Annotated in this window: 26 protein-coding genes; 17 read left to right on the plus strand and 9 right to left on the minus strand. The window is 73.9% G+C overall.

Annotation, left to right across the window (positions count from 1 at the left end):
- Position 1: 1 nt before the first annotated feature.
- From QQM72_RS36995 to QQM72_RS37005, 3 genes are all read right to left on the minus strand, one after another.
- Positions 2–754 carry an anti-sigma factor gene (locus tag QQM72_RS36995; protein ID WP_314225176.1) on the minus strand — a complete coding sequence of 251 codons (753 nt, stop codon included), beginning with the start codon at positions 752–754 and terminating at the stop codon, positions 2–4.
- A complete protein-coding gene (locus QQM72_RS37000; RefSeq protein ID WP_314225177.1) occupies positions 751–1335 on the minus strand; it encodes a sigma-70 family RNA polymerase sigma factor in 585 nt (194 codons plus the stop codon). The genes QQM72_RS36995 and QQM72_RS37000 overlap by 4 nt, the downstream gene beginning before the upstream one ends.
- Before the next feature lie 171 nt (positions 1336–1506).
- On the minus strand, positions 1507–2100 hold the full coding sequence (locus QQM72_RS37005; protein ID WP_314225178.1) for a sigma-70 family RNA polymerase sigma factor: 594 nt from the start codon (positions 2098–2100) through the stop codon (positions 1507–1509).
- A gap of 139 nt (positions 2101–2239) precedes the next feature.
- Here QQM72_RS37005 and QQM72_RS37010 point away from each other — a divergent pair, with 139 nt between their 5' ends.
- Positions 2240–3205, plus strand: coding sequence for a MerR family transcriptional regulator (locus QQM72_RS37010; protein ID WP_314225179.1), 966 nt, complete (start codon positions 2240–2242; stop codon positions 3203–3205).
- A 337-nt stretch (positions 3206–3542) separates the two neighbouring features.
- Here the strand turns inward: QQM72_RS37010 and QQM72_RS37015 are convergent, their stop codons facing one another.
- On the minus strand, positions 3543–4238 hold the full coding sequence (locus tag QQM72_RS37015; RefSeq protein WP_314225180.1) for a type 1 glutamine amidotransferase domain-containing protein: 696 nt from the start codon (positions 4236–4238) through the stop codon (positions 3543–3545).
- Between the two features lie 131 nt (positions 4239–4369).
- On the opposite strand from QQM72_RS37015, the gene QQM72_RS37020 reads away from it, so the two are divergent.
- Complete coding sequence (locus tag QQM72_RS37020; protein ID WP_399080008.1) at positions 4370–5317, plus strand: LysR substrate-binding domain-containing protein; 948 nt, start codon at positions 4370–4372, stop codon at positions 5315–5317.
- 17 nt (positions 5318–5334) lie between these two features.
- On the opposite strand, the gene QQM72_RS37025 is transcribed toward QQM72_RS37020, so the two are convergent.
- Together QQM72_RS37025 and QQM72_RS37030 are read right to left on the minus strand one after the other, a co-directional pair.
- A complete protein-coding gene (locus QQM72_RS37025) occupies positions 5335–6708 on the minus strand; it encodes a cryptochrome/photolyase family protein (protein WP_314225182.1) in 1374 nt (457 codons plus the stop codon).
- Positions 6709–6803: 95 nt separating this feature from the next.
- Entirely contained in the window at positions 6804–8321 is a 1518-nt protein-coding gene (locus QQM72_RS37030) for an SDR family oxidoreductase (protein WP_314225183.1), read from the minus strand.
- Positions 8322–8445: 124 nt separating this feature from the next.
- Here QQM72_RS37030 and QQM72_RS37035 point away from each other — a divergent pair, with 124 nt between their 5' ends.
- The 3 genes from QQM72_RS37035 to QQM72_RS37045 all read left to right on the plus strand — a co-directional run bounded on the left by QQM72_RS37035 (position 8446) and on the right by QQM72_RS37045 (position 11507).
- Positions 8446–8952: a MarR family winged helix-turn-helix transcriptional regulator gene (locus QQM72_RS37035; protein ID WP_028806219.1), complete on the plus strand. Its 507-nt coding sequence runs from the start codon at positions 8446–8448 to the stop codon at positions 8950–8952.
- 174 nt (positions 8953–9126) lie between these two features.
- Complete coding sequence (locus QQM72_RS37040; RefSeq protein ID WP_314225184.1) at positions 9127–11271, plus strand: MMPL family transporter; 2145 nt, start codon at positions 9127–9129, stop codon at positions 11269–11271.
- Between the two features lie 68 nt (positions 11272–11339).
- Positions 11340–11507 carry a hypothetical protein gene (locus QQM72_RS37045; protein WP_199920247.1) on the plus strand — a complete coding sequence of 56 codons (168 nt, stop codon included), beginning with the start codon at positions 11340–11342 and terminating at the stop codon, positions 11505–11507.
- A gap of 57 nt (positions 11508–11564) precedes the next feature.
- Here QQM72_RS37045 and QQM72_RS37050 read toward each other — a convergent pair whose 3' ends face one another.
- Entirely contained in the window at positions 11565–12482 is a 918-nt protein-coding gene (locus QQM72_RS37050) for a LysR family transcriptional regulator (protein WP_314225185.1), read from the minus strand.
- 143 nt (positions 12483–12625) lie between these two features.
- Between QQM72_RS37050 and QQM72_RS41000 the strand changes: the two genes are divergently transcribed.
- The 5 genes from QQM72_RS41000 to QQM72_RS37070 all read left to right on the plus strand — a co-directional run bounded on the left by QQM72_RS41000 (position 12626) and on the right by QQM72_RS37070 (position 16103).
- Complete coding sequence (locus QQM72_RS41000; RefSeq protein ID WP_350786652.1) at positions 12626–12703, plus strand: putative leader peptide; 78 nt, start codon at positions 12626–12628, stop codon at positions 12701–12703.
- A gap of 111 nt (positions 12704–12814) precedes the next feature.
- Complete coding sequence (locus QQM72_RS37055; RefSeq protein WP_314225199.1) at positions 12815–13039, plus strand: hypothetical protein; 225 nt, start codon at positions 12815–12817, stop codon at positions 13037–13039.
- 61 nt (positions 13040–13100) lie between these two features.
- Entirely contained in the window at positions 13101–13655 is a 555-nt protein-coding gene (ssuE, locus tag QQM72_RS37060) for an NADPH-dependent FMN reductase (RefSeq protein WP_314225186.1), read from the plus strand.
- Positions 13656–13662: 7 nt separating this feature from the next.
- Positions 13663–14847, plus strand: a complete 1185-nt coding sequence (locus QQM72_RS37065) for an SfnB family sulfur acquisition oxidoreductase (RefSeq protein ID WP_314225187.1) — start codon at positions 13663–13665, stop codon at positions 14845–14847.
- Positions 14848–14960: 113 nt separating this feature from the next.
- Positions 14961–16103 (plus strand): LLM class flavin-dependent oxidoreductase, encoded by a 1143-nt coding sequence (locus tag QQM72_RS37070; protein WP_314225188.1) that lies wholly within the window; start codon positions 14961–14963, stop codon positions 16101–16103.
- Positions 16104–16177: 74 nt separating this feature from the next.
- Here the strand turns inward: QQM72_RS37070 and QQM72_RS37075 are convergent, their stop codons facing one another.
- Positions 16178–17206, minus strand: coding sequence for an acyl-CoA dehydrogenase family protein (locus QQM72_RS37075; protein ID WP_314225189.1), 1029 nt, complete (start codon positions 17204–17206; stop codon positions 16178–16180).
- A 97-nt stretch (positions 17207–17303) separates the two neighbouring features.
- Here QQM72_RS37075 and QQM72_RS37080 point away from each other — a divergent pair, with 97 nt between their 5' ends.
- The 7 genes from QQM72_RS37080 to QQM72_RS37110 all read left to right on the plus strand — a co-directional run bounded on the left by QQM72_RS37080 (position 17304) and on the right by QQM72_RS37110 (position 23177).
- Positions 17304–17654, plus strand: coding sequence for a YciI family protein (locus tag QQM72_RS37080; RefSeq protein ID WP_314225198.1), 351 nt, complete (start codon positions 17304–17306; stop codon positions 17652–17654).
- Entirely contained in the window at positions 17654–18853 is a 1200-nt protein-coding gene (locus QQM72_RS37085; RefSeq protein WP_314225190.1) for an RNA polymerase sigma factor, read from the plus strand. Before QQM72_RS37080 ends, QQM72_RS37085 begins: the two co-directional genes overlap by 1 nt.
- 136 nt (positions 18854–18989) lie before the next feature.
- The gene (locus QQM72_RS37090; protein WP_314225191.1) at positions 18990–20315 is read left to right on the plus strand and encodes an aldehyde dehydrogenase family protein; all 1326 of its coding nucleotides are present in this window, start codon (positions 18990–18992) and stop codon (positions 20313–20315) included.
- A 291-nt stretch (positions 20316–20606) separates the two neighbouring features.
- The gene (locus tag QQM72_RS37095; protein ID WP_160160046.1) at positions 20607–20771 is read left to right on the plus strand and encodes a hypothetical protein; all 165 of its coding nucleotides are present in this window, start codon (positions 20607–20609) and stop codon (positions 20769–20771) included.
- The gene (locus tag QQM72_RS37100; protein ID WP_314225192.1) at positions 20768–21334 is read left to right on the plus strand and encodes a sigma-70 family RNA polymerase sigma factor; all 567 of its coding nucleotides are present in this window, start codon (positions 20768–20770) and stop codon (positions 21332–21334) included. Before QQM72_RS37095 ends, QQM72_RS37100 begins: the two co-directional genes overlap by 4 nt.
- Positions 21331–22197, plus strand: a complete 867-nt coding sequence (locus tag QQM72_RS37105) for a hypothetical protein (protein WP_314225193.1) — start codon at positions 21331–21333, stop codon at positions 22195–22197. Before QQM72_RS37100 ends, QQM72_RS37105 begins: the two co-directional genes overlap by 4 nt.
- A 59-nt stretch (positions 22198–22256) precedes the next feature.
- Positions 22257–23177: an aldo/keto reductase gene (locus QQM72_RS37110; RefSeq protein ID WP_314225194.1), complete on the plus strand. Its 921-nt coding sequence runs from the start codon at positions 22257–22259 to the stop codon at positions 23175–23177.
- 378 nt (positions 23178–23555) lie between these two features.
- Here the strand turns inward: QQM72_RS37110 and QQM72_RS37115 are convergent, their stop codons facing one another.
- Positions 23556–24014: a pyridoxamine 5'-phosphate oxidase family protein gene (locus tag QQM72_RS37115; protein WP_314225195.1), complete on the minus strand. Its 459-nt coding sequence runs from the start codon at positions 24012–24014 to the stop codon at positions 23556–23558.
- Between the last annotated feature and the right edge of the window lie 281 nt (positions 24015–24295).

Below are 24295 nucleotides of genomic sequence, written 5' to 3' on the forward strand. Positions count from 1 at the left end.
GTCAGGTGGGGAACGGCAGCAGCGCGACGGGCTGCGAGGTGGGCTCCTTCGAGCCGCCCGCCGGCTCGACCGTGATGCCCATCGCGGAGGCGTCGTCCACCGTCCCCCGCAGCAGCACCGCCTGGCTCGTGCGACGCGGGTCCATCAGGCCCGCGTCGCGCATGGCGCCGTGCTCGTCGAACCACAGCTGATAGACCTTGCCGCCGGGCGGCTCGGCCATCCCGGCGGCGAGGAACACCGCACGGTCGCGACTCGCGGACACCACCACCGTCCCCTCGGCCCCGTCCGCCAGCCGGACCGTGCGCGAGCGGGCGTCGGGCGCGGCGAGCACCGCGGACAGTTCCGCGGACGCGCGCTGGGAGCGGCCGGCCTCGGCCCGGGCGTCCTCGGCGCGCTGGTACTGCCACACCGTCGTGCCGCCGAGCGCGGCCGTCGCCGCCAGACAGGCGGCCAGCATCCAGCGGGACGCCCACCACGTCCTTCGGGCCCTGCGTCCGGAGCGGTCCCAGGGAGTCCGGGCCGGGGCGGCCTGCCGGACCTCGGCGATCCGCCGCAGCACCTGGTCCCGGTCGCCGGGCGCGGGCCGCACCGACACCGCCAGCCCCAGCCGGGCGGCCGTCGCGGTGAACTCCGCGACCTCACGGGCACAGGCCTCGCAGCCGGCGAGATGGCGTTCGAAGGCGGCGCGCTCGTCGTCCTCCAGGGCATGCAGGGCGTACGCGCCCGACAACGTGTGCAGATCCGACGTGATCACACGCTCACCCCCAGGCAGTCGCGCAACCGGATCAGCCCGTCGCGCAGGCGGGTCTTCACGGTGCCGAGCGGCACCGCCAGCGCCTCGGAGACCTGCCGGTAGGTCAGCCCCCGGTAGTAGGCGAGCTCCACCGCCTGCCGCTGGAGCTCGGTCAGCGTGCGCAGACAGCGCCGGACCTGCTCCCGCTCGAGCCGGGCCTCCACCTGCTCGATGACCTCGTCGTACTCGGGCGCGTGGTCGAGCAGGGCGGCCCGGTGCTCGCGCGCCGCCGCGGCCTGCACCGACCGGACCCGGTCGACGGCCCGCTGGTGCGCCATGGTCAGCACCCAGTTGACGGCCGAGCCGCGCTCGGGGCGGTACCGGGGAGCCGAGCGCCACACCTCCACGAGCACCTCCTGGGCCACCTCCTCGGACTGCGCCCGGTCGCGCAGCACCGCGCGCACCACACCCAGCACCGGCCCCGCGACGACGTCGTAGAGACCGGCGAAGGCCTCCTGGTCGCCCAGGGCCACCGCGCCCAGCAGTTCCTGGGCATCCGGTTGGGAGGCCGGGTTCCGGCCGATGTGGACGGCTTCTTTCACTGGGGATCCTTCGGGAGTGCGGCAGGTCCGGACGTAATCCGGTGCACGAGGGGCGGGGGATTGGTCCGCGCCCGCTGTTCTTCGGTGAACTTCGACGCAGCGTTTGTGCGTCGATTTTCGGTTCGACCGGGGAACGCGCGTGCGCAAGGGTGGCCTCGGCCGTACGGGGGCTCAGCCCTGGGGCCCGGACTCCAGACGGCCGCGCAGCCGCAGCATGCCGCGCCGGGCGTGGCTCTTCACCGTGCCCAGCGGCCAGCCGGTGCGCTCGGCGATCTGCGTCTGCGTCAGGTCCTCGTAGAAGGTCAGCCGCAGCACCTGCCGCTGGGGTGCCGGGAGCCGGGCCAGCTCGCCGCGCACCAGGACGCGGTCCAGGACCTCCTCGGGACGGCCGCGGCCGGGGTCGCGCAGGGTCAGCCACGAGCCGGCCGAGGCGACGAGTTCCTGGCGGCGGGTCCGGGCGGCCAGCGCATCGGCGATCTTGCGCCGGGTGATGCCCACGATCCAGCCGCCGAGCGCGCCCCGCTCGGGCCGGTAGCCCGCGCGACCGCTCCACACCCCCAGGAACACCTGCTGCGTGACGTCCTCGGCCTCTCTGGCGTCGCCCAGGGACCGCCAGGCGAGCGAGTGCACCAGGGCGCGCCAGCGGTGGTACACGGCGGCCAGGGACGCCTCGTCCCCCGACGCCAGGCCCCGGGCGAGTTCCTCGTCGGTGAGCGACTCCTGCGTCGGGGCGGGACAGGTTACGGCGGTCGGCTGCGGGCTCATGGCGACGGCTCCTCGCGTCGGGCGGCCTGGGCTCAGGCCGGTCCGGGACGTGCTCCGGGGCGGGCCCCGGTCACCACATCGTGCGAGCCGCACACCAGGCGCCTCAACATGCATCGTTTCTGCGTCGTATCGTCGCCCCATGAGCGCATTCCCGAGCCCCGACGAGGCCGCCCTGACGACCGGGGCGCTGGCCCGCCGACTGGGCGTGGCGCCCACCACCCTGCGATCCTGGGACCGCCGGTACGGCATCGGGCCCGCCGTCCGCGCCGACGGGCGGCACCGGCGCTGGCGGGCGGCGGACGTGGCCGTGCTGGAGACGATGTGCCGGCTCACCGCCTCCGGTGTGCCCCCCGCGGACGCGGCCCGAGCGGCGAAGGAGGGGGTGCTGCCGCCTCCTGCCGAACCGGCGCGCGCGGTCGAGGAAGGGCCGGCCGCGGCGGGCGCCCTGCCGTTCGGCGGCGACGTCCGCCAGGAGTGCCGGGGGCTGGCCCGCGCCGCCGTGCGGCTCGACGCGCCGGCCGTCGCGGAGCAACTGGCCACGGCCGTCGAACGGCACGGGCTCACCGTCGCCTGGCAGGAGGTGATGGTCCCCACGCTGCACGCCGTGGGACGCAAGTGGGCCTCGTCCGGCGACCGGTACGTCGAGGTGGAGCACCTGCTGTCCTGGCACGTCTCCACCGCCCTGCGTCGCGCCACCCGCCCCGTCGTGCCGGGGGACGCGGCGGGCGGACCGGGGCCGGTGGTGCTGGCCTGTGTGCCGGGCGAGCAACACAGCCTGCCGCTGGAGGCGTTGAACGCGGGGCTCGGTCAACTCGGCGTCCCCACTCGGATGTTCGGGGCGGCCGTACCGGTCGAGGCGCTGACCGCGGCGGTGCAGCGGCTGGGCCCGGTCGCCGTGGTCCTGTGGGCCCAGGCCCGCTCCACCGCGAGTCTGCCTCTCGCCCGGCACATCGCCGAGAGCCGCTGGGGCGTCACCGGAGCCCGCCGCGCCCCGACCGTGGTGCTCGCCGGCCCCGGCTGGGCAGGCCGCTCCGCACCGGGCCTGCCCCGCCCCACCGGCCTGAGCGACGCCCTGACCATACTGGCCGGCACCCGCGCCCCGTGACGGGCAACGCCCGCCGCGCGGCGGGCGTGCGGTGACCCGGAGTCGCCGGCCGCAGCGGACGACGCGTCCTTCGCGTGCGTCCCGGGCGGCACCGGGCCGAAGCGCGCCCGCACCGAGCCTGCCGACCCGCGCCCATCCGCATGGGTCCCGATCCGCCGACCGGCGCCAGGTCGCGCCCCCACCGGGCCGCGCCGGACCTGCCGACGGACCTGGTCCCGCCCGCCCCCGGGCGGACCCGCGGGCCCGGTGCCGCACCGGGACGCACCCGCTGCGCCCGCCGGCGCCGGTCCGCGTGGGCCCGGCGGGGCGGGCGGGCTCGGCAGGGCGGTTCGGTGACTCAGCCCAGGTGCTTCAGGAGTTCTGTGGCGAGGGGGGCGGAGGAGGCCGGGTTCTGGCCGGTGATCAGGTTGCGGTCCACCACCACGTGCGGCGCCCACGGCTCCGCCGCCTGGACTTCGACGCCCGCCTCGGTCAGCCGGTCCTGGAGCAGCCACTTGGCCTTGTCGCCCAGGCCGGCCTGCATCTCCTCCGCGTTGGTGAACGCGGCGACCCGGTAGCCGGCGAAGGCGTTGGAGCCGTCCTCGGCCACCGCGGCGAGCAGCGCGGCCGGGCCGTGGCAGACGACACCCAGCGGCCTGCCCGAGCTGAGGGCGTCGACCAGGAGCCGACCGGAGACGGCGTCGACCGCCAGGTCTTCCATGGGGCCGTGCCCGCCCGGGTAGAAGACGGCCGCGTGGTCGCCGAGGTCCACGTCCTCCAGCCGGAGCGGCCGTCGCAGTTCCGGGATGGCGTCGAGCGCGGCGGCGACGCGGTCGGCGGCCTCCTGGCCGCCGTTGACCTCCGCGGCCAGACTGCCCTGGTCCACGGTCGGGACGACACCGCCCGGCGTGGCGACGACGATCTCGTGGCCGGCCGCCCGGAAAGCCTCGTACGGGGCGACGACCTCCTCCGCCCAGAAGCCGGTGGGGTGCGGTGTGCCGTCGGCGAGCGTCCAGTGGTCGGCGCCGGTCAGCACGAAAAGGATCTTGGCCATGGGAGAACTCCGGGGGTGTCGGTGCCGGGGTGCGCGATCGCGGACCCCGGCGGGTGAGGTGCCTTGTCGAACCTAGGCGGTCCAGGCATAGGGATCCAATGAGGATTCCAATGCCCGGCATAGGGCTTCCTATGGGTGTGGGAGGAATACTGGGCCAGGTGGAACATACCGACGGCCGCCCCGCCGAGCATCTTGACCTGAACCTGCTGCGCACCTTCCTCGCGGTGTACCGCTCGGGTTCGTTCACCGGGGCGGCGCAGTTGCTGGGCCTGTCCCAGCCGACGGTGACGACGCAGATGCGCGCTCTGGAGCGGCAGGCCGGGCGCGAGCTCTTCGAGCGGCTCCCGCGGGGCGTCTCGCCGACGGCCGTGGCCGACGAGCTCGCGGCCCGGGTCTCCGCGCCGCTCGACGAGCTCGCCACCGTGGCCGGTCCGGACCCGGCGGCCGGCCGGGCCGGCCCGGTGCACCTCGCCGGGCCCGCCGAACTGCTGTGCACCCGCGTGATCCCGGCGCTGGCGCCGCTGGTGGCCGGGGGAGTCCGGCTGCGCGTCGCCACCGGCCTGACCGACCCGCTGCTCGAGGAACTGCGGGCGGGACGGCACGACCTGGTCATCGCCACCACCCGGCCGCGTGGCCGCACCCTGACCGCGGTCCCGTTGACGGACGAGGAGTTCGTGCTGGTCGCCGCCCCGGCGTGGGCCGACCGGCTGCGCGGACCGCTGGCCACCGACGGGCCGGCGGCACTGCACTGCGTCCCGCTGGTCACCTACGCCGAGGACCTGCCCATCGCGCGCCGATACTGGCGGCACGTCTTCGGCCGCCGCCTGTCGGGCTCCGCCGCGGTGACCGTGCCCGACCTGCGCGGTGTGCTGGCCGCGGCCGTCGCGGGGGCGGGGATCACCGTGCTGCCCCGCTACCTCTGCCTCGGCGAGCTGGCCTCCGGCGTCCTCGTCCCGCTCCACGAGCCTCCGGACCCGCCGATCAACACGGCGTTCCTCGTCCAGCGCCCCGGCGCGGTGGAGAACCGCGACGTGACCCGGGTCCGCGATCTCCTGCTGGCCGCGGCACCCGCCTGGTGAGGACGGGCGGCGGGCGCTCAGGAGCGCTCCCTGGCCCGCCTGAAGCGGGCGAGTCCGTCGGAGAGCTCGACGATCGGATCGGGGTAGTCGAGCGCCGCCCGGTCCAGGCCCGGCAGCTTCCACGGCTCGTGCACGGCGGACGCCGCCAGGCCCTCGAGCTCCGGCAGCCAGCGCCGTACGTACGTCCCGTCGGGGTCGTACCGCTTCGCCTGGGTGACGGGGTTGAGGACCCGGTTGGGCCGCGAGTCGGTGCCGGTCCCCGCCATCCACTGCCAGTTGAGCTGGTTGTTGGCCACGTCCCCGTCGACCAGCAGGTCCAGGAAGTGCCGGGCGCCGACCCGCCAGTCGACGTACAGCGTCTTGGTGAGGAAGCTCGCGGTGAGCAGCCGGCCCCGGTTGTGCATCCACCCCTCGTGGCTCAGCTGCCGCATCGCCGCGTCCACCACCGGATAGCCGGTACGGCCCGCCCGCCAGGCATCGACGTCCTCGCCCGCCGTCCGCTCCGAACGCCAGCGGTCGTGTTTGGTGCGGTAGTCGGCGCTCGCCGCGGCGGGCCGGGCCGCGAGCACCTGGCGGTGGAAGTCGCGCCAGGCCAGCTGCCGCACGAACGCCTCGGCTCCCGGCCCGCCCGCGCGGCGCGCCCGGTGCACGAGCTCCACCGCGGACAGGGTGCCGAAGTGCAGATGCGGCGAGAGCCGGGAGGTCGCGTCGCCCGCCAGGTCGTCGTGCCCGTCCTCGTAGGCGCCGATGCCCGACCGCAGCCAGGCGGTGACCCGCTCGCGGCCCTCCTCCTCGCCCCCTGGGGCGAGCCCCGGCGAGAGTCCGGCCAGCCCCTTGCGGGTGGGCAGTTCCTCGGAACCGACGCCGTCCGGCACCCGCACGGTCCGCGGCGCGCCGAGCGGTTCGCGCAGCCGCCACTGCGACCAGTGCCGGAAGTACGGCGTGAAGACGGCGAAGTGGTCCGAGGAGGCCGGGGTCACCGCACCGGGACCGACGGCGGTCGTCACCGCGTCGTGCACATGCAGCCGTACGCCCTCCGACTCCAGGGCGCGCCGCAGCCGTTCCTCGCGGCGCCGCGCGTGCGCGCTCCCGTCGGCGGCCAGGTGGACCTCGTCCGCTTCGGCCTCGGCGGCCACCCGGCACACCTGCTCGACCAGGTCGCCCGAGCGCACGACGAGCCGGCCGCCCCGCTCGCGCAGCCCCGCGTCGAGATCGCGCAGGGAGTCGGCGAGGAACGCCAGCCGGTTCGGCGCGGCGAACCCGGCGTCGTCCACGGCCCGGTCGCGCACGAACAGCGGGACCACCTGTCGCGCCCCGTCGAGGGCCGCGCGCAGCGGCGGGTGGTCGTGCAGACGCAGGTCCGCGGTGAACAGGACGACCGAGACGTTCATGGCTGGGCTCCGGGGCAGGGGTTCGGACGGTCACCTGATTCCGGCAAGCGGCGTCCGGCGGATGCAGGGGTGGGCGGGCCTCCTCGCCCGGCCGGTCAGCGGGCCGGCTCCCCCTCGCGCGCCGTCGCGTCGGCCACCGCCGCCTGGGCGATGTTGCGGGCCATGCCGCCGAAGACGAGGGCGTGGAAGGGCGAGATGCTCCACCAGTAGGCGTGGCCGAGCAGCCCGTGCGGATGGAACAGGGCGCGCTGACGGAAGCGGGTACGGCCGTCGGCGCCCGTCTCCGCGTACATCTCCAGCCAGGCCAGACCCGGCAGCCGCATCTCGGCCCGCAGCCGGAGCAGGTGTCCGCGTTCGATTTCCTCGACCCGCCAGAAGTCCAGCGAGTCGCCCACCCGCAACCGGGTGGCGTCCCGGCGGCCGCGGCGCAGCCCCACCCCGCCGACCAGCCGGTCGAGCCGGCCGCGGACGGCCCAGGCGAGCGGGAAGGAGTACCAGCCGTTGTCGCCGCCGATGCCCTCGATCACCCGCCACAGGGACTCCCGAGGGGCGTCGACGACCAGTTCGCGGACGTCGGTGTAGAGGCTGCCGCCCGCCCAGCCGGGGTCGGTGGGCAGCGGGTCGCTGGGGGCGCCGGGGAAGGACGCGGAGGACCACCGGGTGGCGACCCGAGCTTCCCGCACACTGCGCAGGGCGAGCCGCACCGCCTCGTCGAAGCCGAGCGGATGGCCGGGCGGGTCCGGCACGTACCGGGCGATGTCGTGCTCGTGGCAGACCACCTCGTGCCGCAGCGACTCGGTGAGCGGCCGCGCGATCGAGGCCGGCACCGGGGTCACCAGCCCGACCCAGTGGCTGGACAGCCGGGGGGTGAGCACCGGCACGGACAGGATGAGCCGGCGGGGCAGTCCGGCGATGACGGCGTAGCGGATCATCATCTCGCGGTACGTCAGGACGTCCGGCCCGCCGATGTCGAAGGCCCGGCTGACGTCGTCCGGCATCCCGGCGGAGCCGACGAGGGCGCGCAGCACGTCGCGGACGGCCACGGGCTGGATCCGGGTGTGCACCCAGCTCGGGGTGACCATCACGGGCAGCCGCTCGGTCAGATAGCGCAGCATCTCGAAGGAGACCGAGCCCGAGCCGATCACGACCGCGGCCCGCAGCACGGTGGTGGGCACCCCCGAGTGCAGCAGGATCCTCCCCACCTCGGCCCGTGAGCGCAGATGCGGCGAGAGCTCCCGCTCGGGCACCCCGGCCGGGGTGAGGCCGCCGAGGTAGACGATGCGGCGCACGCCCGCCGCCCGCGCCTGCTCCCCGAAGATCCGTGCCGCCCGCCGGTCGGTCTCCTCGAAGTCCTCACCGGTGCCCAGCGCGTGCACCAGGTAGTACGCGACGTCGACGCCCCGCAGGGCCGCCGCGACCGACGCGGCGTCCGTGACGTCGCCGCGCACCCGGTCGACGTCGCCGGCCCACTCGTGGTCGCGCAGCCGGTCGGGGGAGCGGGCCAGGCAGCGCACCCGGTGGCCCGCCGCCAGCAGCTCCGGGACGAGCCGGCCGCCGATGTATCCCGTGGCGCCGGTCACCAGGCACAGGGTGCCCCGGCCGTCTGCGGTCATGAGTCCTCGCTCCTTCGCGTCGGTTGCCCTCTCGCACATCGCTTCCACGTGCGGGAGCGCCGTGGATGCGGCGGGGACTTGTGCGCACGAACGAGTGATCGCGGACGGCGACTACGCTGGCCCCGTGGCCACAGCGAACGACCGTGAGGGGCGGGTGCCGGGACAGCCGTCCGAGGCGTCCGCGACGCCGACCGACCTGCATGCCTTCGCGGTTCGGCTGCGGCGGATGAACGGCGAGATCAACCGGCTGGTACACGGGTTCGCGGGCGACCAGGGGCTGCACGCGACGGACGTCCAGGCGCTCGCCGCGATCCTGGACGCCGACGGGCCGATGACCCCGAAGCGACTGCGCGAGCATCTCGGGCTCACCTCCGGCGCCGTCACCGCGTGCGTGGACCGGCTGGAGCGCGCGGGGCACATCCGCCGGGTCCGGGAGAGTGCCGACCGCAGGGTGGTCCACCTGTACTACGCGGCCGACGCCAAGTCGGTGGCCCGCACCTATTTCCGGCCGCTGGCCGAGGCGACCCGGGCCGCGCGCTCGCGGTTCACCGAGGACGAGCTGTCGGTGGTGCTGCGCTTCCTCACGGCGATGGGCGAGGAACTGTCCGGGATCACTCCTCCCGGGCGCTGAGAAAATCGCGGTCCGCCGCATCCGGGGACCGGCCGAGAGCGGAAGGACAGGCGACGTCTAAGATCACTCGACGAAAACCTACTCAATCATTGAGATTGTTTGTTGTTGAGATATCTTTCCCGTCGAGCTACCCCTGCCACTTCCCGAGCCCTTCCCTTCCGGAGCTGGAGAACGATGTCCACCACCCCCCGACGCGCCCGCTGGCTCGTCCCGGTCCTCCTCGTCGCCGTGTGGCTCGGCGTCGGCGGCGTCCTCGGCCCCTACGCCGGACGCCTGGGCGAGGTCGCCACCAACGACCAGGCCGCCTTCCTGCCCCGCAGCGCCGAGTCCACGGAGGTCATCTCCGCACAACGCGCCTTCCGGCAGAACGAGACCCTCCCGGCGATCGTCGTCTGGACCGCGGGCACGGGAGCCGGTGCAGGCGGGACGGGCCTCGAGGGCCGGCTGGACGCCGCCGGGAAGGCGCTCGCCTCCCTCGCCGACGACCGCGGCGTGTCCGGCGACGTGTCGCCCGCACTGCTCTCCGAGGACGGGGAGGCCATCGAGGGCGTGGTGCCCCTGCGCCCCGACCTCGGGGACGACCTCGCCACCACCCTCGACCGGATCCGCGCCGCCGCCGAACGCGTCCCCGGCACCACGGTCGAGCTGGCCGGACCGGCCGCGACCCAGGCCGACCTGTCCGACGCCTTCGCCGGCATCGACGGACTGCTGCTCGCCGTCGCGCTGGCCACCGTCCTCGTCATCCTGCTGCTCGTGTACCGCAGCGTGCTGCTCCCGCTGGTGATCATCCTCGGCGCGGTCTTCGCGCTCGGCCTCGCCTGCGCGGTCGTCTACGTGCTCGCCGACCACGACGTGGTGCGCGTCGACGGGCAGGTCCAGGGCATCCTCTCGATCCTCGTGATCGGCGCCGCCACCGACTACGCCCTGCTGCTCACCGCCCGCTACCGGGAGGAACTCGCCGCTCGCACCGACCGGTTCGCCGCCATCACGGCCGCGCTGCGCAAGTCCTGGGGCGCCGTGGTGGCCAGTGCCGCGACCGTGGCCCTGGGGCTGCTCGCCCTGCTGCTCAGCGACCTCACCAACAACCGCGCCCTCGGCCCGGTCGGCGCCATCGGCATCGGCTGCGCCGTGCTCAGCACGCTGACCTTCCTGCCCGCCGTCCTGGTCCTGCTCGGCAAGGCCGCGTACTGGCCCGCCCGTACGACGACGGACGGCGCGGGCCACGGCGTCTGGCGGCGCGTCGCCGACCTCGTCGACCGGGCGCCCCGTCGGGTCTGGGCGGTGACGCTCGCGGTCCTGCTGGCCGGGGCCGCCTTCGCGCCGACACTCGCCTCGAAGGGCGTACCCCTCGACGAGACCTTCGTGAACGACGCACCCTCCGTCGCGGCGCAGGAGACCCTGGGCCGGCACTTCCCCGGCGGCTCCGGCAACCCCACCGTGGTCGTCGCGAACGCCGGCCGGCTGGCGCAGGTCCTCGGCGCGGCCCGGGACACCGAGGGCGTCGCCTCGGCGGCCGGCGCAACCGCTTCGGGCCGGCCCGGCGGCGAACCCCTGGTGGTGGACGGGCGGGTCCGGGTCGATGTCACCCTCGACTCCGCCGCGGACGGCGACGCGGCCCTGCGGACCGTGGCGCGCCTGCGGACGTCCCTGCACGCCGTCCCCGGCGCGGACGCCCTCGTCGGCGGCTACACGGCCCAGCGGTACGACACCCTGCGCACCGCCGAACGCGACCGCACCCTCATCGTCCCCGTCGTCCTCGCCATCATCTTCCTCATCCTGACGGCCCTGCTGCGCTCGCTGCTGATGCCCGCGCTGCTGGTGGCGACGGTGGCGCTGAACTTCCTCGCCACTCTGGGCGTCTCCTCTCTCGTGTTCCGGCACGTGTTCGGCTTCAGCGGCACCGACCCGTCCGTGCCGCTGTACGGCTTCGTCTTCCTGGTGGCGCTGGGCGTCGACTACAACATCTTCCTCATGTCCCGGGTGCGCGAGGAGTCCCTGCGGCACGGCGTCCGCGAGGGCGTCCTGCGGGGTCTGGTCACCACGGGCGGCGTCATCACCTCGGCCGGCGTGGTGCTGGCCGCCACGTTCGCCGCGCTCGGGGTGATCCCGCTGGCCTTCCTCGCCCAGATCGCCTTCATCGTCGCCTTCGGCGTGCTGCTCGACACGCTCGTGGTGCGCTCGCTGCTGGTGCCCGCGCTGGTGCGGGACATCGGCGCCCCCGCCTGGTGGCCGGGACGGCTCGGTCGCGGCGGCGACAAGGAAGGCGACAAGGCAGGTGACCAGGCGGGTGACGAGCCGTTCGTGAGGAGCGGAACATGACCGCCCGGATCCGGGGCAACAGAACCCCCGGAGAGATTGTCCGTTTCGCACGGGAGGTGTCTGCCGATATGGGCGCGAAGGTGTTGGAGCGTTTCCCCGCAGGTTCCCCGCGAGGGTCGTGGCCGGCGGAGGAGTACGCGGCGCGGCGGCGGGCCGAGGGGGAGCCCGCGACCGTGGTCATGGACCTGAAGTCGGACGCCTTCCTCGTCGTGGTCCCACTCGGCGACGAGGACTGAGCCCCCCGGCGGGCGCGCGGCCCGGGCGCGACGGGACGGCCACCCCGGTGGCCGTCCCTACGTCGCCTCGGGCGCCGCGCTCAGCGTCCGTGCCGTGCGCACGAAGACCTCGTGCAGGTCACGTGACGCCTGGGGTACGGACTCCGCCCGCCGCCGTTGCAGCATCAGCAGCACCCGTGTCGCGTCCCCGCTGATCGGCCGGTGGGTGAGCGCCCCGCACCGCTCCAGCGGGTCCCCGATCACACTGAAGTCGGGCAGGACGGTCGCGCCCAGCCCCTCGGCCACCATCAGCTTGCCCATCTCCGCCCCGTCGGTGGAGTACGCGAAGGACAGACCGCGTCCGTCGAGAAGCCGGTGGACGTAGCGATGCATGACATAGCCCGACCGCATCCCGATCAGCGGAACGCCGAGCAGGTCGTCCACCGACACCGACGGCGCGGAGGCCAGCGGGCTGTCGGGGCGCATGCACACCACCGGGCGGCCGCGCAGCAGCTCGGTGGACTCGAACTCGGCGGGCACGTCGTCGCCCTCCAGATGGTTGACCAGGCCCAGGTCGAACCCGCCCTCCAGCAGGGTCCGGTGGATGTCGGTCTGCTGGGCGCCCACCACCTCCACCTGGGTGACGGGATGCGCGGCGCGGAACTCCCGGACCACCGGGATGAGCAGCGGCACGGTCGCCGCGTTCACCGTGCCGACCCGCACCATCCGGCTGATCCGGTGCCGCTCGCCCGCGGCCGAGCGCAGCCGGTCCACCGCGTCCAGCACCCCGATGATGTGCGGCAGGAGTTCCCGGCCCGACGCGCTCATGGTCGCACCGGACCGTTTGCGCTCCAGGAGATCCACCCCGAGTTCACGTTCCAGGTTCCGCACGGTCTCGCTCAACGCGGGCTGGGAAAGCCGTAGTTCCTCGGCGGCCCGACGCAGCGAGCCGAGCCGGGTGACGGCCGCGATGTATTCCAGCTGTTCCGTACGCACGACGGAAGAATGCGGGTCCGTCCGGCGCCCGTTCAAGGGTTTCCCTGTCACACCTTCGTGAAATTCAATGGTCCGCGATACGAGACCGGTCGGGTTTGCCTTGACTGCCGTCGGAGGCGGCTGCCACGATCAAGGGCATGAAGATGCGACTGGACCTCACGCGGCGACGCCATGTCGACCTCGCGCGCGTCTCCAGCGCCTCCTGTTGCGCCGCGGCCTGATCCTCCCTCGCGATCCGCCGCGCTTTTCCTTTTCCCCGCCTGAATTCACCGCGCCCGCCCACCCCTTGGCGTCCGCACCCCGTGGGCGCCGCCGCGCCCCGTGAATTCGGCGTGCCCGAAAGCATTCCGCACCAGGAGTTGCACCACCAGGAGGAGGTCGAGTACTTCGGCAAGCGCGTCCTGCCTCCGGTGCGCGAGCTGGAGCCGCACCTCCCGGACCGCGGGAGGAGTCCGTCCCCGCGCAGGTCCGACCGTCCCCGCACGCTCCACGACCCCGGCGCCCACGAGCGCCGGGTCCTCGAGGGCGAACTGCCCGCACCCGCCCGGTACTCCTGACCGCTCCCACCGGAGCGCCCCGCCCTGATGGGGTGCCCCGGGCACCTTCGAAAGAGGACCCATGGCCACCGTCCTGTCCGTCTCCGGCAGCCCTTCCGCCTCCTCCCGCACCGGCCGCCTGCTGCGCCACCTCGACCAGCGGCTCGCCGTCCAGGGGCACGAGGTGATCCCGCTCGACGTCCGTACGATCCCGGCCGAGGCCCTGCTCGGCGCGGACTTCCGCCACCCGGCGATCGTCGAGGCCACCGAGCTCTTCGCGCGCGCCGACGGTGTCATCGTGGGCACCCCGGTCTACAAGGCGTCCTACTCCGGTGTCCTCAAGGCGCTCCTCGACCTGCTCCCGCAGTACGCGCTCACGGGCAAGACGGTCCTGCCGCTGGCCACCGGCGGATCCACCGCCCACGTCCTCGCCATCGACTACGCCCTGCGCCCCGTGCTCAACTCCATGGGTGCGGCCCACATCGTGCAGGGCTGGTTCACCCTGGACAAGGACATCACCGCCCACGAGGACGGCTCCGTCACGGTCGCCCCGACCGCCGCCGAGGCGCTCACCCACGTCGTCGACCAGTTCTCGGCCGCGCTCGGGCGGACGCCGTACCTGGCCGCGGCGAGCTGAGCGCACGATGTCCGCCCATGTCATCGCCGACGACGCCGAGGCCCTCGCCGTGGCCGCCTCGCTGGCCGAGGAGTTCCGCGCCGGAGCCTCCGCCCGCGACATCGAACGGCGCCTGCCCCGAGCCGAGTTGGACAGGCTGTCGGCCTCCGGTCTGCTCGCCGTCACCGTCCCCGCCGACCACGGCGGGGCGGATGTGAGCGCTCTGACCCTCGCGGAGATCTTCCGCCTGCTCGGTACCGCCGACGGCAGCCTCGCCCAGATCCCGCAGAGCCATTTCGCCTACGTCAATGTGATTCGCCGTCAGGGCACCCTGGAGCAGCGGAAGTTCTTCTTCGCCGAGCTGCTCGCCGGCCGGCGCTTCGGCAACGCCCAGTCGGAGGCCGGCGGCAAGCACGTCCAGGACATCCGCACCCGTCTGGAGTCCCGGCCGGACGGCTCGTACGTCCTGACCGGCGTCAAGCACTACTGCACCGGCGCCCTCTTCGCCGACTGGATCCCGGTGCTGGCCCGTGCCGAGGACGACAGGCTGTACGTCGCGTACGTGCCGTCCGACGCGCCCGGCCTCACCGTGATCGACGACTGGGACGGGCTGGGCCAGCGGACGACGGCCGGCGGAACCGTCCGCCTGGACGGCGTGCCGGTACCGGGTGACCGGCTCCTGCCGCACCACCTCACCTTCGAGGGGCCGCAACTGCACGGCGCGGTAGCCCAGTTGCTGCACTCCGCGATCGACGCGGGGATCGCCGCGGGCGCGCTCGCCGAGGCGGCGGAGTTCGTGCGGACGAAGAGCCGGCCGTGGTTCGAGAGCGGCGTCGAGGCGGCCGCCGAGGACCCACTGCTGATCCAGCGGTTCGGTGAACTCGACCTGGAGGTGCGGGCGTCCCAGGCACTGCTGCGCGAGGCCGCCCGGTCGGTCGACGCGGCACGCGCCGACCTCACCGACGACACGGCCGCCGAGGCGTCCCTCGCGGTCGCCGCCGCGAAGGTGCAGGCGGCGCGGGCGGCGGTGGAGGTCTCCAGCGCCCTGTTCGAGGTGTCCGGGACCCGGTCCGCCCTCCACTCGCTCAATCTGCACCGCCATTGGCGCGACGCCCGCACCCACACCCTGCACGATCCGACCCGCTGGAAGATCCAGCACCTCGGGCGGTTCGCTCTGAACGGCACCCGGCCGCCGAGCCACGGCCTCCTCTAGTCCGCAACGGACGGCCCGGACCCGGCAACCCGCCAGGCCGGCAACCCGGCAGACCGACAACTTCCGGCAGACCGACAACCCGGCAGACGGACATTCCTGATCGGAGACCCCACGTGTCCCTCACCTTCCACTGGTTCCTTCCCACCAACGGCGACAGCCGCCATGTCGTCGGCGGCGGCCACGGCACCCCCGCCACCGCCTCCGGGAGGGACCGGCCGCCGACGGTCGCCTACCTGAGCCAGATCGCCCGCGCCGCGGAGGACCTCGGCTTCCTGGGCGTGCTCACCCCCACCGGGGCCTGGTGCGAGGACGCCTGGCTGACCACGGCGATGGTCAGCCAGCACACCGAGCGGCTCAAGTTCCTGGTCGCGTTCCGGCCGGGCTTCGTCTCGCCGACGCTCGCCGCGCAGATGGCGTCCACCTTCCAGCGGCAGACCGGCGGACGGCTCCTGCTCAACGTCGTCACCGGCGGCGAGAGCCACGAACAGCGGGCCTACGGCGACTTCCTGGACAAGGACGACCGCTACCGCCGGACCGGTGAGTTCCTCCAGATCGTCAGGGAGTTGTGGGAGGGCAAGACCGTCGACCTGGAGGGCGAGCACCTCCGGGTCGAGGACGCGAAGCTGGCCCGGGTGCCGGACCCGGTGCCGGAGGTGTACTTCGGCGGGTCCTCGCCGATCGCCGGTGAGATCGCCGCGAAGTACGTCGACGTCTACCTCACCTGGGGCGAGCCGCCGGCCCAGGTCGCGCAGAAGATCGCCTGGATCCGGGGGCTCGCGGCGAAGGAGGGGCGGACGCTCCGGTTCGGCATCCGGCTCCATGTCATCACCCGCGACACCTCCGAGGAGGCCTGGGCGGAGGCGGACCGGCTGCTCGCCGGGTTCGACACGGAGACCGTACGGTCCGTCCAGGCAGGGCTGGCGCGCAGTGAGTCCGAGGGACAGCAGCGGATGCTCGCGCTGCACGGCGGCGGCAGCCGCAACGGGCTGGAGATCCATCCCCACCTCTGGGCCGGGATCGGCCTGGTCCGTGGCGGCGCGGGGACCGCGCTGGTGGGCAGCCACACGGAGGTCGCCGAGCTGATCAAGGAGTACGCGGCGCTGGGGATCGAGGAGTTCGTGCTGTCCGGTTATCCGCATCTGGAGGAGGCCTACTGGTTCGGGGAGGGCGTGCTGCCCCGGCTGGCCGGCGAGGGGCTGTGGGAACACCCCGCAGGCAAGCAGGTGGCGTCGGTGCAGGTGCCGTTCGCCGGTTGAGCGGGGTGACCGGGGGCGCCGGCGCATGCGGATCGTGGGTGATCGCCCGCACGGTTCCCCGCGCCCCTGGCCAGCTAGTCGGTCAGTGACCTCAAGTGGTCCGCGCGTGACTCCCGGGTCTGGGCCTGGACCATGAGGAACAGGGCCTCCCGCGCCAGGCGTTGGGCCCTGTTCGTCAGCAGCATGGAGCGGCCGCCGCCGGTCACCACCGCCGCCGTCGTCGCCGTCCGCATCACCTCGGACGCCCGGGTCCGCAGGGCCAGGCGCTCCGCCAGGTGCTCGTGGGGCGCCGCACCGTCGGCGAGGGCGTAGGCCCGGGTGCGGACCTCCGTGAGACGGGCGCGCAGCGGGGCCGCCGTGTCCTCGTCCAGCAGGGTCAGGGCCGCTTCGGTGACACCGAAGACCGCCGGGTTGGCGTTCACCGTCCTGAGGCGGTCCGCCGCCGACCAGCGTTCGTGCGGGGTGCGCAGCGCGACCGCCTCCGCGGGGACCCACAGGCCGTCCAGTTCCAGGGAGACCGTGCGGGCCGCGGTGAGGGCGGCGAGGCGCAGCGGGGCCGAGGCCCGCAGCCCCGGCTGCTCGCGCGCCTCGGTGAAGGCGAACAGGACCTCGCCGGTCTCGGTGACTCCGGCGAGCAGCAGCACATCGTTCAGGCCCCACCCCGTGTACCAGGGGACCGTCCCGTCGAAGCGCCAGCCGGCCCGCTCCGCGGTGACCCGGACGGGGACGCGCGGATACGCCCGCAGGTGCGCGTACGCCACCCCCGACAGCAGCTCACCGCTCGCCAGCGGGCCCAGCAGGCGTTCACGCGCCGGGCCCTCGTTCCCGGCCAGGGTCAGCACCGGGGTGTGGTGCTGCGCCTGCACGAACCAGGTCGAGCAGCACGCCCCGGCCAGGATCTCCGCCGTCTCGCGCAGCACCGCACCGGGTGCCGCGGCCCCGCCGTACTCCTTCGGCGCGTTCAGCCCGAGCAGGCCCGAGCGCCTGATCTGCGCGAGGTGGCTCGTGGGGACCTCTTCCTGGTCGACCTGTTCGGCGTGCGGGGCGAGGAGGCCGTCCGCGAGGCCGCGGGCGCGCGTGACGAGGGGGTGCGGTGCGGTCATGGGCGGGATTCTTCCGGTTCCGTGGCGCGGGGTGTCGATCCGGGGGGCCGCCGTTCGTGTAGGAGGTGACGGAACGGCACGCGACATGGAGGACGGCATGAAGTACTACCTGCTCAGTGTGATCACGCCCACCGAGGGCGAACCCCCGTCGGCCGAGGGGATGACGGAGATCAGCCGCAACCTCGAGACGTTCCACCGGGAGCTGCGCGAGGCCGGCGCCTGGGTGTTCGCCGGAGGGCTGCACGGGCCGGAGACGGCCACCGTGCTGCGGCCGGGCGGCGGCGACGTCCTCGTCACCGACGGGCCGTACGCCGAGGGCAAGGAGTACCTCGGCGGGATCTGCCTGATCAAGGCGCCGGACCTGGACGCCGCCCTGCACTGGGGCCGCCGCGCGACCTGGGCCACCACGCTTCCCATCGAGGTGCGCCCCTTCATGGGCGAGGCCTGATGCCCGTCGACGTCGAGGCCGTGTTCCGCGCGGAGTACGGCCGGGCCGTCGCCGTCCTGGTCCGCTACCTCGGTGACATCGACCTGGCCGAGGAGGCGGTGCAGGACGCCTTCACCACGGCCGCCGGGCGCTGGCCGCGGACCGGTGTGCCGCCGAGCCCGGCAGGCTGGATCATCACCACCGCCCGTAACCGGGCCGTCGACCGGCTGCGCCGGGAGTCCACCCGGGACGCCCGGCACGCCGAGGCCTCCCTGCTGTACGCCACCGACCCGCCCGCGGAGGAGGGCCCCGTGCGCGACGACCGGCTCCGTCTGATCTTCACCTGCTGCCATCCCGCGCTGGCCCCGCAGGCGCGGGTCGCCCTGACGCTGCGCCTGCTCGGCGGACTCACCACCGCCCGGCTCGCCCGCGCCTTCCTCGTTCCCGAGCCGACCATGGCCCAGCGGCTGGTAAGGGCCAAGGCGAAGATCCGCGACGCGCGTATCCCGTACCGCGTGCCGCGCGACGCCGACCTGCCCGACCGGCTGAACGGCGTGCTCGCCGTCGTCTACCTGATCTTCAACGAGGGGTACGGGGGCGACCCGGGTCTGTGCGCGGAGGCCCTGCGCCTCGGCCGGCTCCTCACCGAGCTGATGCCGGACGAGCCCGAGGTCACCGGACTGCTGGCGCTGATGCTGCTCGTCCACTCGCGCCGGACCGCGCGGGAGGACGCCGACGGCACGCTCGTGCCGCTGCCCGAGCAGGACCGCGGCCGATGGGACCGGGACCTGGTCAGCGAGGGACAGTCGCTCGTCCGTCGCTGTCTGCGCCGCAACAGGCCGGGGCCGTACCAGATCCAGGCCGCGATCCAGGCCGTCCACAGCGACGCGCCGACCGCCGCCGACACCGACTGGCGGCAGATCCTGCGCCTGTACGACCAGCTCATGGAGATCGCGCCGAGCCCGGTCGTGGCGCTGAACCGGGCGGTCGCGGTGGCGCAGACGGAAGGCCCGGGCCGGGCCCTCGACCTCGTCGACGCGCTGGACCTCGACGGATACCACGTCTGGCACGCGGTCCGCGCCGACCTGCTGCGCCGCCTGGACCGGGTCGCCGAGGCCGCGCGGGCCTACGAGGCGGCCCTCGCGCTGAGCGAGAACCCGGCGGAACGGGCCTTCCTCGACCGGCGCGGACACGCGCTCACCGAAGAGGCCGGGGAGTAGCAGGCGCCGCCGGGAATGTATTTTGGTGCATGAAAGGTTGGCATATACATCGAGCTGCCGCTCGTACCGGGAGCGAGCCGACCCGTTCGCACCGAGACCCCAGGGCCGTGAGGCCCGCGCACCCCAGCGAGGCACCGTGACCACCCCCGCCACTCCCGAGCAGCCCGCCGACGTCGTGGCCCGGCTGCGCGCCACCTTCCGCACCGGCCGCACCAAGCCCGTCGCCTGGCGCACGGATCAGCTGCGCCGCCTGCGCGGGCTGCTCACCGAGCGGGGCGCCGACCTGGCCGACGCCCTCCACGCCGACCTCGGGAAGAGCTCCGCCGAGGCGTACCGCACCGAGATCGACTTCACGGTCCGGGAGATCGACCACACCCTCGACCACCTGGACGCGTGGCTGCGTCCCGAGTCCGCCCCGGTCCCGGCCCACCTCGGCGCCGACGCCACGGCGTGGACGCAATTCGACCCACTCGGGGTCGTCCTCGTCATCGCGCCCTGGAACTACCCCGCGCAGCTCCTGCTCGCCCCGCTGGTCGGTGCTCTCGCCGCCGGGAACGCGGTGGTCGTCAAGCCCAGCGAGCTCGCGCCCGCCACCTCCGCCGCGCTGGCCCGCCTGCTGCCGGCGTATCTCGACACCGACGCGGTCGCTGTCGTCGAGGGCGGGATCCCGGAGACCACCGCCCTGCTGGCCGAGCGCTTCGACCACATCTTCTACACCGGCAACGGCACCGTCGGCCGCGTCGTCCTGCGCGCCGCCGCCGAGCACCTCACCCCCGTCACCCTCGAACTCGGCGGCAAGTCACCGGTGTTCGTCGACCGCGACGCCGATCTCTCCGTCGTAGCCGACCGGTTGGCCCGCGGCAAGTTCCTGAACGCCGGCCAGACCTGCGTCGCCCCCGACTACGTCCTCACCGACCCGGAGACGGCCGCCGCCCTCGAACCCCTGCTGACCCGCGCGGTCGAGACGCTCTACGGGACCGACCCGCAGGCCTCGGACGCCTACGGCCGCATCGTCAACGAACGCCACTTCGACCGGCTCGCCGCCCTGCTCGACTCCGGCCGGGTCGTCGTCGGCGGCGGCAAGGACCGTACGGACAAGTACCTGGCGCCCACCGTCCTCGCCGACGTCGACCCCGGGTCGCCCGTGATGCGGGAGGAGATCTTCGGCCCGATCCTGCCGATCGTCACCGTCGAAGGCCTGGACGAGGCGATCGCCTTCATCAACGACCGCGACAAGCCCCTCGCCCTGTACGTCTTCACCGAGTCCGGCGAGACCCGGAGCCGCATCGCCGCCGAGACCTCCTCCGGCGGCCTCGGATACGGCCTGCCGCTCGCTCATCTCACCGTCTCCGACCTGCCGTTCGGCGGAGTGGGCGAGAGCGGCATGGGCAACTACCACGGCCGCTACTCCATCGAGACGTTCAGCCACCGCAAGGCGGTGCTGGCGAAGCCGCTGCGCTGAGTCGCGCGAGGCACGGGCAGCCGGTGCGGACGGCGGGTGCGGACGCGGGCTCGGGCAGCGGGCGGGCTGAAACGGACGGGAGTGAGCGGAAGTAGCCCGCCAAGCGGCAGCCGGGGGAGTGGTATTGGCCCGGAACGGTACGGTCCGTAGTCCGAAACGGCCAATTCCATCGGACTTTCGAATCCGGAGTGCACGAAACGGCACCGCCGGACGCCGTGGAGGCAGAAGGTGTGACCGATGCCTTCCGGGGTCCCTGAGCCCCGCACAGCCAGCGGAAGGACCGAAGGGTCCGTGAACGACCAGTTCGAACAGCTCGCCCGCGACGTGGCGTTGTCCGTACTCGCCCTCCGGGTCTTCGGACCCGGAGTCCTCACCCTCGCGCGTCGGTTCGTCGCCGCACTCGTGCGGGTGGGCGTCCGGGAAATGGACCATCGCCTCCCGGGAGGCGACCGGTGACCCAGGAGGAGTTGCGACCCGCGGGCAACCCACGGGCGCCCGAGAAGCTGCCCCTGGACTTCAGCGCCTTCCACCAGATGCACCGCCCGCGCTACGTCCGCGAGGCCGAGCGCTGTCTGCGCTGCCGCGCGGACGCCGAGGAGGCCGTGGACGAGGCGTTCGTCCAACTCGCCCGGCAGTGGCCGCAGATACTGAGCGCCGAGAACCCCGCCGCCTACGCCTGGCGGGTGATGAAGAACCGCGTCATCGATCACGCCCGCGCCCGCGGCCGGCGCGCCACGCTGATGGACACGGCCGTCTTCGAGACGGTCACCCTCCAGGGCGCCGAGGACGCCTTCGAGGTGATCGAGCAGAACCTGCGGCTGTTCCGGGCGATCTCCGCCCTCCCCGAGCGCCAGCGGGACGTCATCCGGCTGCGCTACTGCGAGGGCTGCAGCACCGCCGACGTGGCGTTCCAGCTGGGGATCACCGAGGCCGGGGTGCGTTCCACCGAGCGCTATGCCAAACGCCGGCTGCGGGAGATCTACACATCGTGCGCCGAGGAGGAGGCGGAGCGGTCATGACCTTCGACACCGTGAGCGACATCGACACCCTGCTGGCCGGGGCGCGGCTGATACCCACGGCCCCCTACAGCCGCTCGGACATCGAGGCCGCGGAGGCCCGTATCGCCGCCCGGGTCGCGGCGGGCGGCCCCGTCGGACCCACGGCGCGGGTGTGCCCGCAGCGCGCCGCGGCGGCCCGCAGGCCCCCGCGGGTGCACCCCGCGGCGCGGGACCTCCGGGCGCTCTGCGAGGCACTGCTGACCCGCCCCGGCGCCCTGAAGGGCATCGGCAACTTCCTGGGCAGCTCCCTGCCCGAGCCCTCCGGCGCACGGATCCTCGGCAGCCTCCTCTACCTCGCCGACTGCGAGGACAGCGCCCGCTTCTGGTGGCAGTACGGCGCCGGCGCCTCGGACACCGTCTCCGGGTACTGCCTCTACCTCCACCACCGCTCGATGGGGGAGGACGACGAGGCCGACTGGTGGCTGCGCCACACGGAGATCACCCCCGCCACGCTGAGCCGGGAGGCAACCGAACTGGAGATCGCCACGGCCCTGCACGTGCTCAGCGGTCTGCGCCGCGGCGGGCGAGGACTGCCCAGGGCGTTGCGGGCGCTGGTCGAGTACGTGCCGGCCGTGGTCGGCTTCGTAGACGACGACCTCGAACTCCCCCTCCCCGACGGCGATCTGGCCGAGATCGTTGAGGAGGTCGTCGCCCATGGCACACCGCCCGCCAAAGAGCGCCGGCGCGCCAGGTCCGGCGCGCTGCCCGAACGCCGGGAGCCGGCCGTGCACACCGTGTCCTCGGCCACCCCGCGCACGGCCCGGCCCTGGAGCCGCGACGTCCAGGAAGCGCTGCGCAAGTGCGAGGAGACCGTGGCCTGTTGAGAGCCAGTGCCACCGGCTCGTGCCGGTGCGCGGCACGCGCCGCGTGCGAGACTGCCCGGATGACCTCCGCAACGATCACCGCGGATGCCGCGGGCACCTGGGACATCGGCGGCCTGACGGTCGGCCGCATCGGCTTCGGCGCGATGCGGCTGACCGGCAGCGCGGCCTTCCACCTCGGCACCCCGAGCGACCGCGGCCGCTCGATCGCCGTCCTGCGCAAGGCGATCGAACTCGGCGTGAACCACATCGACACCGCCGCCTTCTACTTCTCCGCCCTCCGCTCCGCCAACGAGCTCATCAACAGCGCGCTCGCCCCGTACCCGGACGACCTGCTGATCGCCACCAAGGTCGGCCCCTTCCGCGACTGGTCGGGACAGTGGGGCACCTCGGCCCGCCCCGAGGACCTGCGCGGTCACGTGGAGGAGAACCTGCGCCAGCTCGGCCGCGACCACCTCGACCTGGTGTACCTGCGCCGGATGCGCCAGGAGTCGATCGCCGAGCACTTCGGCGCCCTCGCCGAACTGCGCGCCGCCGGACTGATCCGCCACCTCGGCATCTCCGACGTCGAACCCCGCCATCTCGCCGAGGCGCAGGCCATCGCCCCCGTCGTCAGCGTGCAGAACCGCTACGGCCTCGGCCACCACGCCCCCGGGACCGAGGAACTCCTCCGCGTCTGCGGCGAACAGGGCGTCGCCTTCGTGCCGTTCTTCGCCATCGCGGGCGACGGCGGAGCGCAGGGCGCCACCACCGCCCACGACGAGGCGCTGCTCGCCGTCGCCCGCGCCCACGGCACGTCCCCCGCCGCTGTCCGCCTCGCCTGGACCCTCGCCCAGGGGCCGCAGGTGCTGGCCATTCCGGGCACCGGAGACCCCGGCCACCTCACGGAGAACGTCGCGGCGGGCGCCCTGCGCCTCACGGCCGAGGAACTGAACCGCCTGAACGCCGCGCACCACGGCGCCGGCGCGACACCGGATAACTGATCCCGCGAGGCACCTGTCGGGACCGGCGCCGACGGGTCCGGCGTCGGCGGATCCGGCGTCGGCGGATCCGATGGGCTGGGTGGGTCCGATGGGCCGGGTGGGTTCGGCGGGTCCGATGAGCTGGGTGGGTTCGACCGGTCCGCCAGGCCGACGGGTCCGCCAGGGCCGACGGGTCCGTCGGGCCCGCCCGGCCGTCGGGTCCGGCGCGTCGCCGGACGCCGGTACCGTCCCTGGACCCGGCCGCCCGGCGGGAGCCGAAGCTCTGCCGCCCGGCAGGGTCCGAAACTCTGCCGCCCGGCGGGAGCCGAAGCCCGCCGCCTGTCGGGAGTCGACCCCGCCGCCCGGCGGTGCGCGGTGACGGGATCCGGCCGACGGCGTCTACACGACCCACACCCCGTCCCGCATCAGATGCCGCCGAGGCAGCTCGTGCGCCTCGCGCCACGACTGCACCGCCACCGGCCGCACCCGGAAACAGGCGTACGACGCGCTGTCCCGGCCCGGATCCCAGCCCGTCTTCGCCAGGAACGCCGAAGCGGCCCCCTCCGGTACTTCTTCCCGCGTGTACGTCTCGACCTCGCCGTCGACGAGGACCACGTCCCGGGTGTCCCCGAAGGCCAGGCGGGCCCGGCCGCCCTCCCGGAGGTTGCGCCCGGTGGGGTCGGTGAGGCGGGTGGACAGCCACAGATGCTCACCGTCCCAGACGAACCACAGCGCGACGAGACTGGGCAGCCCCTCCCGGTCCGCCGTGGCGACGCAGATGTCGACTTCGCGTTCCAGCCGGTCCAGCAGTTCCCGCTTGCGCTGCCCGGCGGTACGGGGCGGCTCCGTGATCTTCATGGCCGGCACGGTAGCGAGGGCGAGGGGCCCTCCGCCTCGGACCACGGTCCCGACCGCGCCTCGGACGCGCGACCTAGGTGTTCTGTCCCGGGAGGTTGTGGACGGGTGAGCCAGGTCTCGGCTGAGAGATCTTGAACAGGTGAGGGCCTTCCGATTCGGTGTGGATTGCGACGTCTACACCAACAGAAAGGCCCTCGTGCCCCACCGTAATGCACCCCTGTCCGAGACCGGCCGTCTGCGTCTGGCCCGCTGCGTGGTCGAGGACGGCTGGCCCCTGCGCC

The organism is Streptomyces zaehneri (assembly GCF_032248645.1).
Classification (GTDB): Bacteria; Actinomycetota; Actinomycetes; order Streptomycetales; family Streptomycetaceae; genus Streptomyces; species Streptomyces coriariae.

What these genes read in the sequence shown, in the direction of transcription:
- QQM72_RS37015 (WP_314225180.1), bottom strand. Translation starts at nt 4,238, where the DNA reads ATGGCCAAGATCCTTTTCGTGCTGACCGGCGCCGACCACTGGACGCTC.
- QQM72_RS37085 (WP_314225190.1), top strand. Translation starts at nt 17,654, where the DNA reads ATGCCCGTCGACGTCGAGGCCGTGTTCCGCGCGGAGTACGGCCGGGCC.
- QQM72_RS37040 (WP_314225184.1), top strand. Translation starts at nt 9,127, where the DNA reads ATGTCCACCACCCCCCGACGCGCCCGCTGGCTCGTCCCGGTCCTCCTC.
- QQM72_RS37110 (WP_314225194.1), top strand. Translation starts at nt 22,257, where the DNA reads ATGACCTCCGCAACGATCACCGCGGATGCCGCGGGCACCTGGGACATC.
- QQM72_RS37065 (WP_314225187.1), top strand. Translation starts at nt 13,663, where the DNA reads ATGTCCGCCCATGTCATCGCCGACGACGCCGAGGCCCTCGCCGTGGCC.
- QQM72_RS37080 (WP_314225198.1), top strand. Translation starts at nt 17,304, where the DNA reads ATGAAGTACTACCTGCTCAGTGTGATCACGCCCACCGAGGGCGAACCC.
- QQM72_RS41000 (WP_350786652.1), top strand. Translation starts at nt 12,626, where the DNA reads ATGCGACTGGACCTCACGCGGCGACGCCATGTCGACCTCGCGCGCGTC.
- QQM72_RS37045 (WP_199920247.1), top strand. Translation starts at nt 11,340, where the DNA reads ATGGGCGCGAAGGTGTTGGAGCGTTTCCCCGCAGGTTCCCCGCGAGGG.
- QQM72_RS37105 (WP_314225193.1), top strand. Translation starts at nt 21,331, where the DNA reads ATGACCTTCGACACCGTGAGCGACATCGACACCCTGCTGGCCGGGGCG.
- QQM72_RS37115 (WP_314225195.1), bottom strand. Translation starts at nt 24,014, where the DNA reads ATGAAGATCACGGAGCCGCCCCGTACCGCCGGGCAGCGCAAGCGGGAA.
- ssuE (WP_314225186.1), top strand. Translation starts at nt 13,101, where the DNA reads ATGGCCACCGTCCTGTCCGTCTCCGGCAGCCCTTCCGCCTCCTCCCGC.
- QQM72_RS37075 (WP_314225189.1), bottom strand. Translation starts at nt 17,206, where the DNA reads ATGACCGCACCGCACCCCCTCGTCACGCGCGCCCGCGGCCTCGCGGAC.
- QQM72_RS37025 (WP_314225182.1), bottom strand. Translation starts at nt 6,708, where the DNA reads ATGAACGTCTCGGTCGTCCTGTTCACCGCGGACCTGCGTCTGCACGAC.
- QQM72_RS37005 (WP_314225178.1), bottom strand. Translation starts at nt 2,100, where the DNA reads ATGAGCCCGCAGCCGACCGCCGTAACCTGTCCCGCCCCGACGCAGGAG.
- QQM72_RS37010 (WP_314225179.1), top strand. Translation starts at nt 2,240, where the DNA reads ATGAGCGCATTCCCGAGCCCCGACGAGGCCGCCCTGACGACCGGGGCG.
- QQM72_RS37020 (WP_399080008.1), top strand. Translation starts at nt 4,370, where the DNA reads ATGGGTGTGGGAGGAATACTGGGCCAGGTGGAACATACCGACGGCCGC.
- QQM72_RS37030 (WP_314225183.1), bottom strand. Translation starts at nt 8,321, where the DNA reads ATGACCGCAGACGGCCGGGGCACCCTGTGCCTGGTGACCGGCGCCACG.